Genomic DNA, 10,739 nt, shown 5'->3' with positions numbered 1-10,739 from the left:
TCGAAGCAGAACTTAAATAATGCATTGATATATTATGTTTGTTTGGAATTACTTATCAGCGCATTAAAAAACATGCAGAAATCGTACGAGGGGTGGGCATCGAAAAATTATAATGCATTTTTTGGGTTAGTTGTTTTTTGCGTAAAATAAAAATATACGTTATTAGATTCTATCATAATAATATTGACGTAATTCATGCTTTGGGGTATTATGTAGTTACGATGAAAGCCATTAATAGTAAACAAGCCTTTACCTTAATAGAAGTTTTAATATCACTATCTATCTTATTAGTTTTGTTCCCTTTGGTGAGTAATATTTTTTATTCCGAGATTAAGAAATATAACTCTTATTCTATAGAAAGTAGTGAAGTTGCACAGATAGAGTTTGCTGAAATGTACCTTAAAAAGATATCAACAACTGCCGATTATCTGAAAATTATAGGTAATACCTTAGAGATAAAAAGTAACAGTACGATTTATGAAGTTGGTGTTAAAAATAAGAAGCTTTACACGATGCAGACTGCTACAAGATATTTAACAACAGAGCCAATGTTAATAACTAACTATCAGTTTATTCAGGTAAATGAAAATTATTATCAGATAGAATTAATGACACAAACAAATAAAGAATACTTAATACAATTAGTTAGATATTAATTAAGGAATTTATTAGTTAGTTTAGTCAGAAAACAATATAAATCCTCTCTGTTAGGAGAGGGTGGCGATATTTTTGTATCTCAGAATATTTTGGTCTATTTCGCCGGGTGAGGTTTTAAAAGAGGAAATCCTAACTCTTCTCGTTTAGCTAAATATTCTGTGGCACATTTTTTAGCTAAATGTCTTATCTTTGTAATATAGTTAGTTCTTTCTGTAACACTTATTGCACCTCTGGCATCGAGTAAATTAAAAGTATGCGAACATTTTAGGCAATAATCATAAGCTGGTAAGATAAGTTTTGCTTCTATGCAACGGTAAGATTCTTGTTCGAATTTGTGAAACATGTCTGTGAGCATTTCAATATTTGAAATTTCAAAATTGTATGTACTTTGTTCTTGTTCATTCTGCAGATAAATATCGCCATATTTGATTTTGTCATTCCAATCAATATCATAGACAGAGTCTTTACCTTGAATAAACATAGTCAGTCTTTCCAAACCGTAAGTTATTTCTACTGATATAGGATCAAGCTCCAGTCCTCCTGTTATTTGGAAATAAGTGAATTGAGTAACTTCCATTCCATCCAGCCATACTTCCCAGCCTAATCCAGCTGCTCCTAATGTAGGAGATTCCCAGTTATCTTCCACAAAACGTAAGTCATGCTCAGTTAAATCTACGCCTATTGCTTCTAAGCTTTTTTTGTATAAATCTTGGACGTTAAGTGGTGAAGGCTTCAAAATAACTTGAAATTGAAAATAATGTTGCAATCTATTTGGATTTTCCCCATATCGTCCATCAGTTGGTCTCCGAGAAGGTTCAACGTAAGCAACATTATATGGTTCTGGGCCAAGAACTCTCAGAAAGGTAGCAGGATTCATTGTCCCCGCTCCTTTTTCTATATCATAAGGTTGTTGTAATATGCACCCTTGGTCAGCCCAAAATTTCTGTAAAGTTAAAATTATATTTTGAAAATTCATGTAGTTATTATACTGTTTATTTGTTCATTTACCAGCCCCTCTAAGCTCATTTCTGGTAAAGCTGGGCTTGTTTGTTTATTAAAAAACTCAATTTACAAGTAAACCAACAATTAATGAACTAATGAACCATTGAACATTGAACTATTTTAATAGACATACCAAAAGAGTGTGTTATAATTTATTTTGCTCTTTTAGCATGGTCATCATAGTAGATTTTTCTTATCTTTTATGATTTAATATACCAGTTCGTGAATTGAAGCATGTAAATTAATATAAAAAGACGGCTCTCCTCCCCTCTCCTTTTTAGGGGTGGGGGTGGGGGTGAGGTCGGGAGGAAACAGCAGATGAAATATGAGATTTTGGCACTACTTAAGCCGGAAAATACTGAAGAACAAGTAGATTTAGCAATAGAAAAAATGAAGAAAAACATAGAAGCAATAAATGGGAATTTTGTAGATGCTGAAAAGTGGGGAAAAAGAGAGACTCCTTATGCTTTTAAAAAATACAAAGGGCTTAACGAAGCATATTACGTGTTAATTAATTTTGAAAAAGAACAAGGCGAGCTTACCAAGCTCGACTATAATATTAAAATTGACGAAAACGTAGTTCGTCATATGATAACAAAAAAGGATTAATTTAGTTTTATGGCTCAGTTAAATAGAATAATATTGATTGGTACAATAATTGATGAGCCGGATTTAAAGGTTTCAACAGAAGGCAAAAGCATTGCTAAGTTTACAATTGAAACAGACCGAGCTTTTGGTGATAAAACTGATCGTATTTCTGTGGTAGCTTGGGAAAAGGTCGCTGATTCAGTAGGTAACTTAAGTAAAAATCAAATGGTACTTGTAGAAGGAAGGATTCAGCAAAGAAGTTTTGAGGATTCTGATAAGAATACAACCTGGGTAACTGAGGTGGTTGCTTCTTTTTTAAAAAGTTTTGATGGTGAAAAAGTAAGTGTTGTTAGTGGGAAAGACCAAGAAGTCACCGAAGACGATATTCCTTTTTAAAGGTATATCGGTATTTAAATTTGGTAGACAAATCCTCTCTTTTAGGCGATGCATTGAGCCTGTCGAAATGAGAGGGTAGCGGTAAAATAGCTGGTAAAAGAATATTTAAGGCTTACGCTGGGAGAGGTTATGTATAATAAAGTTTTTTTAATTGGCAATTTAACTAGAGATCCAGAAATGAGATACACAACCTCAGGTATTCCTGTTACTAGATTTACTGTTGCAGTGAATCGTGGGTATGGGGATAACAAACAGGTAGATTTTTTAAGAATTTCTACATGGAGGAAGTTAGCTGAGTTTTGTGGAGAATATTTAGCTAAGGGAAGATCTGTTGCAATAGAAGGTTCTTTGCAATTAAGTGAATATGAAAAAGATGGCAAGGATAGAGTGTTTGCTGAAGTAATGGCTGATCGAGTAGAAGTTTTAAATAAAAAAGATAGCCAAAATGATGATGAGACAGTAAAAACTAGTAGCGATGAGGATATACCTTTTTAGGTAAAGTTGTAGAGGAGGAATTATAGAAAATGGCAAAAAGAGTAGCAGAAAAGGTTTCAGCGTTTAAAAGAGTAAGAAAAAAGAAGTGTTCTGTCTGCGTAGCGCGTATTGAAGAAGTTGATTATAAAGACATTAATACTTTAAGAAAGAATATAACCGACAGAGGAAAGATAGCTTCTCGTAGGCTTACAGGCCTTTGTCCTAAGCATCAGAGAGCTGTTGCTGCAGCTATTAAGAAAGCAAGAGAAGCAAGTTTATTGCCTCATGTAATAGAATAAGGAGAAGATGAATGAGGATAATATTAACAGAAGATGATGTGAGATTAGGGGATAAAGGTAGTGTTGTTAACGTAAAAAAAGGTTATGGTGTTAATTTTTTGATACCTGGAAACAAAGCAGTAATTTATAATGCAGGCAATAAAGCTAAACTTGAAAACGAAATTGGTCAACAAGCTAAAAAAATTGCTAAAGAAAAACTAGAACATCAAACACAAGCCGATAAACTCAAGGGAGTAGAACTTAATTTTATTGCTAAAGCAGCCTTAACGGGACATATTTATGGTTCGATTACAAACCAAAATGTGGCAGAAAAAATTAAAGAAGTAACAGGATTAGATATTCCTAAAAAAAAGATAGCAATTAATACACATATTAAAACAGCTGGCAAATATACAGCAAATATCAAGTTGTTTACTGGCATTAATGCTACAGTATCTTTAGTTGTTACAATAGAAGAAGAGACAACATTAAAAAAATAAATTGTTAACTAAACTTAGTTTACCAACATCCCCAGGAGTATATTTAATGAAAGATGCTTCTGGGGATGTTTTGTATGTAGGCAAAGCAAAAAACTTAAGTAAACGAGTAAAAAGTTATTTCCAAAAGACTGATCATCATCCCAAAATAAAAGTAATGGTTAAAAAAATCGTCAACGTAGATTACGTTGTTGTTGCGAATGAAGTTGAAGCATTGATTTTAGAAAACAGATTTATAAAAGAATATTACCCAAGATACAATACTAGATTAAAAGACAGTAAAACTTATCCTTATCTCAAAATAGATTTGAGTGAAAAATTCCCTCGAGTTATTCAAACAAGACAGACCCAAAAAGATGGAGCCTTGTACTTTGGCCCTTATGTTCAGGGTAAATTTTTTAAGACTTTACAGGAATTAATAAAAGCTAATTTTGGGCTTAGAAGATGTAGGGTTTTAAGTAAAAAAGGACCTTGTTTATATTATCATTTAGGCTCATGCAAGGCACCTTGCGAGGGGAAAATATCTGAAGCAGAATACAATCAGCTGATAGGGGATGTTATTGCTTTATTAGAAGGCAGATATAAAGAATTGGTAGAAGTCATACAAGACAGGATGGTGCAGGCGAGCAATGAGTTAAGGTTTGAAGACGCCCAAGCAATTAAATATCAGTTGTCTGTTCTTGATGGTTTGTTTGTTTCTCAAAGGGTAGAACTCTTCAATTTAAGCAAGAACGTTGATATGTTTGTTTTTATTGAACATTTTAATACGGTTGTCTTTCAAGTATTTAGAATAAAGCAAGGGTATTTAGCCCAACAGTTTATTCATGAAGTTATCGTAGAAGAGGAAGATTCTCTAAGTACAGTTGTTAGCAAAGCCTTAGTTCAGTTTTATTCAATACATGATGATTTTCCTGATTATGTGTATTGGCAAGGTTCGGCAGTTACTAAAGAGATTGCGTGCTTTTTTCAAGAGAAGAAGGTAAAAATTTATTCAAAACCGTCAAAAAAATTAAATGATTTATATGAACTATTACAAAAAAATTCCTATTTTGCCACTAAGAGACAATTGGAAGTTAAGGCAGAGATAGATTATCCATTGCTTGCAGATGGATTAAAAGAATCATTGTTTTTAAATAAAAGACCATTAAGCGTTATTGGCTTAGATATTTCGCATTTAAGTGGCGAGAATATTGTTGCTTCCTGTGTTTATTTCCAAGAAGGTGTGCCACAAAAAGATCGTTATCGCAAATATAATATAAAGACAGTTTTGGATAATGATGATTTCGCGTCTATGTATGAGTTAGCCACAAGAGTATTTTTCAAGCTTGAAGAAGCCAGTAGACCTGACTTAGTGGTGGTTGATGGAGGCAAAGGTCAGTTAAGTTCAGTGCTTAAAGCTTTTGCTGATTTAGGAATAAACAACCAAGCTGTTTGTGCTTTAGCAAAAAAAGAAGAAATAATTTATTTGCCATTTAGAGATGAGGGGTTAAAATTAGAGGAAAGAAATCAGGGACTTAGGCTGCTTCAAATGGTAAGAGATGAAGCTCATCGGTTTGCAGTTAACTTCCAAAGAAGGAAAAGGAGTTTTATAAAATAGTGAAGATTATTCTACGATTACTTATTGTTTTGCTTTTTGGTTTAGCCTTTTGCGTTGATTACGATTCAAAGATTAAAGAGAAGAAGCAAGAGCTAGAAGGTATCTATGACGAAATTTCTAAGCAAAGAGTCATGATTAATGAGACAGATCGCAAGGCTAAACTTGTAGCTGATGAAATCGCTTCCATTGAAAATCTTTTAACTCAGCAGAATTTATTGTTAGTAAAAGTGGAAGGTCAGCAAAAGGCGATTGAAAAAGAAGTTGTTTGGCTGGAGAAAGAGTTAGGCACAGACAAAAATAGGTTTGATCAAGTGTTGGCAGAGCTTAATAATAAATATTTTTTTTATTACAAATTAAGTAATACTGACTTTATAGAACAGTTAGTAGAGCATAGCTCATTAACCGATCAGGTTAACATTTCTTATATGCTAGAGTTTTTGATTAGTATGGATGTAAATTTTTTAGGTGATATTAAAAAGAAAAGCGATAACCTCAAGTATAAAGGCTATAGGCTTGAGGCACAGATGGACATTCTTACTGAAAGACAAGAAGCGATCAATTCCTTGAAGAAGAATATTTCATCTAACAATAACAAAAAGAAGTCTCTCTATAATCAACTGCTTGCACAAAAACTTGCCTATGAAAAGAAAGCACAACGTTTACTGGAAGATTCGAAAAAAATTGAAGAGCTGGTAGTAAACTTACAAAAACAATCAAAGCTTGTTGCTCAGATTGGAGATGGGAAGTACATTTGGCCAGTTTTAGGACATATTACTTCTTTATTTGGGGATAGAATGCATCCAATCCTTAAAGTTAGGACGTTTCATACAGGTTTAGATATAGGCGCACCTAGCGGTCGTCCTGTGTTTGCTGTAGATGATGGGGTGGTTTTGTATTCTGGGCGATGGGGTAACTATGGAAATGTTGTTATTCTAGATCATGGAGATAATACAACTACCTTGTATGCTCATTTATCTAAGTATCTTGTAAAAAATAATGTTAAAGTTAAAAAGGGAAATGTTCTTGGTTTAGTCGGCTCTACTGGTTTAGCAACAGGGCCACATCTTCATTTTGAGGTTCGTAAGAGCGGAAAAGTTCAAGATCCATTACGATTTTTGCCTAAAAGATAATGAATAGTAATTGTCAAAAGTCGAAAATCTTTATAATATACCATTATGCGTAAATTGAGGGGAATTTTTCTCGCATTCATTTTTTTATCGGTAAGCATTACTTTAAATGCAAATAATATTTCTACTACAAACTGGAAATTACAAGTATTAAAGGTTTTTGATTTAATAGAAAACCAATATGTTGAAACTAATATTTCTAATGAACAACTGGTTCATGGCTCCATAGAGGGAATGATAAAGTCTTTAGATGATCCATATACAAGGTTTCTTAAGCCAGAGGGGTTTTCTGATTTAAAGACAAATCTTCAAGGTAATTTTTTTGGTATAGGAATTCATATTGGGTTGAAACAAGATAAATTAATGGTTATTTCGCCCATGGAGGGCACTCCAGCAGATAAAGCTGGATTAAAATCATTTGATGTTATTACTTCCATTAATGCAGAGTCCGCGTTTGGGATTTCTTTAGAAGAGGCTGTTTCAAAAATAAGAGGAGAAAAGGGTACTGCGGTTGTTTTAGGTATAAGTAGAGAAGGTATTACTGACAATTTTAGTGTCAAAATTACTAGAGACATAATTCAAATAAAAAGTATTAAAGAGATTAAAATGTTAACTGAAAAAATAGGTTATATCAGGCTAATGACATTTGAAAGCAAAGAAACTTATGGAGAATTGAAAGAGGCAATAAATAGTTTAAAGAAAACTGGTATGGATAAGCTGATTCTAGATGTTAGATACAATGGAGGAGGTTTACTACAAAATGCTTTAGATATTGCTGGAATATTTATTGGCAGCGAGATTGTTGTTCAGACAGTTGGCAGAAAAGGAGACACTAGGGCCTTAGTTTCTAATAGGGCTAATGTTCAGGCTTTTTCTGGTCCATTAGTGGTATTAGTTAATGGAGCTTCGGCTTCTGCCTCAGAGATTTTAGCCGGAGCTATTAGAGATCATGGTCGTGGAGTGGTTATGGGCACGCAGACTTTTGGAAAAGCTTCAGTTCAGGAAGTTATCCCGTTACAAGACAATTCAGCTATTTTGTTAACAACGGCTAAGTATTTAACGCCTAAAGGAACAAATATTAATAAAACAGGAATAACTCCTGATGTAGTAGTAGAAATACCTTCAGAAGATATAAAGCTAATGCAAGAAGGAGCATATGAGTATTCTTTAGAAAAGGACTTTCAGATTAATCAAGCCATCAAATATCTAAAGAAGAAATGATTGGTTCAAAAAAACTTCATTTTGTTTTATTTTTATTTTTTATAACCTTTACAGTAATTAATTTATTATTTTTTTTAACTAAATATATTCTCTTAGAAAAAGAAACAGAACAATATTTTCCTAAAGTAGAAACAGTAAAAACCCTTCCAGTGGATGGTTCAGAAACTAGTTTAAATACTCAAGCTTTAGACACAAAGCGGGATGTGGCAATTAGAGTGCAGAATAAACAAGACAACAATAAATTAAAACAAATTGCTATCGTTATAGATGATTTAGGCATAAGAACTGTTAGATATTATTTATTAGATTTGATGGAAAATAAAATTAATTTGGCAATTATGCCTGGAGAAGAACATTCTTTGGACTTAGTGAAATATTATAAAATGAAAAGAAACTGTGAACTATTAATGCACATGCCAATGGAGCCATTTGCAACGAAAGAGGATAAAGAAAGTGGACACTTCAAGACGATAGGATATAAGTATATTCTTACTTCTAGTGATAGCAAGAAGGACATTCGCTCAAAGCTGGATGAATCTTTTGATTCTTTGTTAGGAGCTGCTGCAATTTCAGGACTTAACAACCATATGGGTTCATACGTGACTTCATCAAGGAATATGGTTAATGAAATAGTCCGATGGTCCAAAAGAAACAAGCTGTATGTTCTGGATAGTTTAACTTCTCCGTCTTCTGTGTTTTATGAACAAGCCAGAAAATCTAGAGTTAAGGCTGCATATAATCAGGTTTATTTAGATAATATAGATGATTCAGATTATATTAAGAAACAGCTAGAACATGTTCAACAATTAGCTGACAAGGAAGGGCAAGTTATAGCGATTGGACATATTAACAAAAATTATACAATGGAAGTTTTGTTTGAATGGATGCCACTTGCAGTTGAACAAGGATATACTTTTGTTTTTGTATCTGAATTAGCTCAGTAATAATTAACCGGTTTTACTTACTTCGTTGGTGAAGTTATTTTTTATAATATCGTCTTTTCCAAATGTTGTGTTCTGCTTCTGTTTTAGAAAAGTGATGCGTTCCATCTTTGTTGGAGACAAAGAAATAATAGTTGTTTTTTTCTGGATTAAGAGCTGCCTCTATTGACGCTAAACCAGGACTACTAATAGGGGAAGGTGGTAGTCCAGCATTAATGTATGTATTGTAATCGCTTTGTATTCTGGTGTCTTCATATGAAAGATCTTTGACTTTTGGCAGACCTTCCAGAGCTCTTGCATAATGAACAGTGGTACAGGAGCCAAGTATCATTTTTTTATTCATTCTGTTTAAGAAAACACCTGCAATTGTTGCTCTTTCATTTGCAGTAATTGCTTCTCCTTCAATAATAGAAGCAAGCGAGATAATGTTATAAAAAGACATTGTTTTGTCTTTTCTTTTTGGTAATGTGTTGTTTTCCTTACTGATATTGTAGGCAGGCAGCACTTTGTTTTTAAAACGTTTTAGCATCACTTTGATTATTTCTTCTGTGGTCATGTCATAACCAAGAATATATGTGTCTGGGAATAAAAATCCTTCAAGTTGGTTAAGTTCTGGCTCGTTATATAGTTCGGGGATATTTTCAAGTAAATGTATAAACTTGCTTCTATCTGTAGCGAAATCATAGAATTCATCTTTTGGGAGTAACTCTTTTTTGACCAAAAGGTTATTTATTTGGAATAAATTAAATCCTTCAGGAATTGTGATTTTAGCAACTTGAATATTTTTTGGATTTTGTAATTGATTAATAATATTTAGGTAGCTTGTGTTTGAATTTATCTTAAATCTACCTGGTAGAAAGTTGTGTTCTTTATTAAACGTTTTGACTAAGAGTTTAAATTTAAGTTCATTTTTGATGAGACCTTCTTGTTTCAGGATTTGTGCAATGCTAGAAGCGGAGGCACCTTTTGGAATTTTTATATTGACTATGGAGCCAAAACTAAAGCTTAATATGAGTAAAAAGCACAGTACTCTTTTCATATAAATATTATAAATAGCATACACTTAATATACTAATCGGAATTATTTAGTAGGTGAAGTTTAATAAATTAATTATATTTTCTATAATTTTTGACACTGTTCAGTTATATAAAATACAATCAGCGTAGATTAAATATTTATAGGAAGTGTTTATTTTGGTTTTAATAAAGTATAGTTGTATTAGTTATTAAATTTGAAAAATAAAGGTGGCACATGGTAATTAAATCAAAAGAACAATCAGTGGATTCTACTAAAACATTGGGCACACTTAGTGGAGTTTTTACTCCGAATATTTTGACGATTCTTGGCGTTATTATGTATTTAAGGCTTGGCTGGGTTGTTGGTAATGCCGGTTTAATTAATACAGTATTAATCTTATTGGTAGCACAGAGCATAACTTTTTTAACTGGTTTGTCTTTATCATCGATTTGCACAAACATGAAAATAAAAGCTGGGGGTGCATATTATATTATTTCAAGAAGTCTTGGAATAGAGGTTGGTGGTGCGATTGGTTTGCCTTTATATCTTTCCCAAACCTTTGGTATTGGTATGTATATTGTTGGTTTTGCCGAAACATTAACTTTATTCGTTCCAGGTATCAACTTAAGTTACGTGGGCTTGGCTGCCTTAGCGGTATTGTCTTTAATGGCAATTATTAGCTCTAAGTTAGTTGAAAAAACACAGTATATTATTATGGGAATTATCGTACTATCTCTTATTTCATTTTTTTTAGGTGCAAAACCTGATATTTCTAACATTGTTTTATACCCTGAATATATACGAGGAAATGGGTTTTGGTTTTTGTTTGCTGTTTTTTTTCCTGCAGTAACTGGGATGGAAGCTGGCTTAAGCATGAGCGGAGACTTAAAAGATCCAGCTAAAAGTTTGCCGCAAGGAACGCTACTGGCAATCGCCACTGGGT

At 33.0% G+C, this 10,739-nt stretch carries 13 protein-coding genes; 11 read left to right on the top strand and 2 right to left on the bottom strand.

The window, feature by feature from the left end:
• Positions 1-137 precede the first annotated feature (137 nt).
• Positions 138-656, top strand: a complete 519-nt coding sequence (locus tag PHF25_07245) for a prepilin-type N-terminal cleavage/methylation domain-containing protein (GenBank protein ID MDD4527810.1) — start codon at positions 138-140, stop codon at positions 654-656.
• Positions 657-751: 95 nt separating this feature from the next.
• On the opposite strand, the gene glyQ is transcribed toward PHF25_07245, so the two are convergent.
• Positions 752-1,633, bottom strand: coding sequence for a glycine--tRNA ligase subunit alpha (gene glyQ, locus PHF25_07240; GenBank protein MDD4527809.1), 882 nt, complete (start codon positions 1,631-1,633; stop codon positions 752-754).
• Positions 1,634-1,977: 344 nt separating this feature from the next.
• On the opposite strand from glyQ, the gene rpsF reads away from it, so the two are divergent.
• The 9 genes from rpsF to PHF25_07195 all read left to right on the top strand — a co-directional run bounded on the left by rpsF (position 1,978) and on the right by PHF25_07195 (position 8,781).
• Positions 1,978-2,268 (top strand): 30S ribosomal protein S6, encoded by a 291-nt coding sequence (rpsF, locus tag PHF25_07235; GenBank protein ID MDD4527808.1) that lies wholly within the window; start codon positions 1,978-1,980, stop codon positions 2,266-2,268.
• Between the two features lie 9 nt (positions 2,269-2,277).
• Positions 2,278-2,643, top strand: a complete 366-nt coding sequence (locus tag PHF25_07230) for a single-stranded DNA-binding protein (protein ID MDD4527807.1) — start codon at positions 2,278-2,280, stop codon at positions 2,641-2,643.
• Positions 2,644-2,772: 129 nt separating this feature from the next.
• Complete coding sequence (gene ssb, locus PHF25_07225) at positions 2,773-3,138, top strand: single-stranded DNA-binding protein (GenBank protein MDD4527806.1); 366 nt, start codon at positions 2,773-2,775, stop codon at positions 3,136-3,138.
• Positions 3,139-3,167: 29 nt separating this feature from the next.
• A complete protein-coding gene (gene rpsR / locus PHF25_07220) occupies positions 3,168-3,416 on the top strand; it encodes a 30S ribosomal protein S18 (GenBank protein ID MDD4527805.1) in 249 nt (82 codons plus the stop codon).
• A gap of 11 nt (positions 3,417-3,427) precedes the next feature.
• Complete coding sequence (gene rplI, locus PHF25_07215; GenBank protein ID MDD4527804.1) at positions 3,428-3,895, top strand: 50S ribosomal protein L9; 468 nt, start codon at positions 3,428-3,430, stop codon at positions 3,893-3,895.
• 1 nt (position 3,896) lies between these two features.
• Positions 3,897-5,489: an excinuclease ABC subunit UvrC gene (gene uvrC, locus PHF25_07210; protein MDD4527803.1), complete on the top strand. Its 1,593-nt coding sequence runs from the start codon at positions 3,897-3,899 to the stop codon at positions 5,487-5,489.
• Entirely contained in the window at positions 5,489-6,619 is a 1,131-nt protein-coding gene (locus PHF25_07205) for a peptidoglycan DD-metalloendopeptidase family protein (protein ID MDD4527802.1), read from the top strand. The genes uvrC and PHF25_07205 overlap by 1 nt, the downstream gene beginning before the upstream one ends.
• A 45-nt stretch (positions 6,620-6,664) precedes the next feature.
• Positions 6,665-7,837, top strand: coding sequence for a S41 family peptidase (locus tag PHF25_07200; GenBank protein ID MDD4527801.1), 1,173 nt, complete (start codon positions 6,665-6,667; stop codon positions 7,835-7,837).
• Complete coding sequence (locus tag PHF25_07195; GenBank protein ID MDD4527800.1) at positions 7,834-8,781, top strand: divergent polysaccharide deacetylase family protein; 948 nt, start codon at positions 7,834-7,836, stop codon at positions 8,779-8,781. The genes PHF25_07200 and PHF25_07195 overlap by 4 nt, the downstream gene beginning before the upstream one ends.
• A gap of 34 nt (positions 8,782-8,815) precedes the next feature.
• Here PHF25_07195 and mltG read toward each other — a convergent pair whose 3' ends face one another.
• Complete coding sequence (mltG, locus tag PHF25_07190; protein ID MDD4527799.1) at positions 8,816-9,817, bottom strand: endolytic transglycosylase MltG; 1,002 nt, start codon at positions 9,815-9,817, stop codon at positions 8,816-8,818.
• A 213-nt stretch (positions 9,818-10,030) separates the two neighbouring features.
• Here mltG and PHF25_07185 point away from each other — a divergent pair.
• The coding region (locus tag PHF25_07185) for a Na-K-Cl cotransporter (protein MDD4527798.1) at positions 10,031-10,739 on the top strand (709 nt) is incomplete at its 3' end.

Source organism: Candidatus Margulisiibacteriota bacterium, assembly GCA_028706105.1.
Taxonomy (GTDB): domain Bacteria; phylum Margulisbacteria; class Riflemargulisbacteria; order GWF2-35-9; family DYQY01; genus DYQY01.
The sequence above is the reverse complement of the archived record's forward strand: the minus strand, read 5'-3'. Positions and strand labels throughout refer to the sequence as shown.

What these genes read in the sequence shown, in the direction of transcription:
- ssb (MDD4527806.1), top strand. Translation starts at nt 2,773, where the DNA reads ATGTATAATAAAGTTTTTTTAATTGGCAATTTAACTAGAGATCCAGAA.
- PHF25_07230 (MDD4527807.1), top strand. Translation starts at nt 2,278, where the DNA reads ATGGCTCAGTTAAATAGAATAATATTGATTGGTACAATAATTGATGAG.
- mltG (MDD4527799.1), bottom strand. Translation starts at nt 9,817, where the DNA reads ATGAAAAGAGTACTGTGCTTTTTACTCATATTAAGCTTTAGTTTTGGC.
- rplI (MDD4527804.1), top strand. Translation starts at nt 3,428, where the DNA reads ATGAGGATAATATTAACAGAAGATGATGTGAGATTAGGGGATAAAGGT.
- PHF25_07200 (MDD4527801.1), top strand. Translation starts at nt 6,665, where the DNA reads ATGCGTAAATTGAGGGGAATTTTTCTCGCATTCATTTTTTTATCGGTA.
- rpsR (MDD4527805.1), top strand. Translation starts at nt 3,168, where the DNA reads ATGGCAAAAAGAGTAGCAGAAAAGGTTTCAGCGTTTAAAAGAGTAAGA.
- PHF25_07195 (MDD4527800.1), top strand. Translation starts at nt 7,834, where the DNA reads ATGATTGGTTCAAAAAAACTTCATTTTGTTTTATTTTTATTTTTTATA.
- glyQ (MDD4527809.1), bottom strand. Translation starts at nt 1,633, where the DNA reads ATGAATTTTCAAAATATAATTTTAACTTTACAGAAATTTTGGGCTGAC.
- rpsF (MDD4527808.1), top strand. Translation starts at nt 1,978, where the DNA reads ATGAAATATGAGATTTTGGCACTACTTAAGCCGGAAAATACTGAAGAA.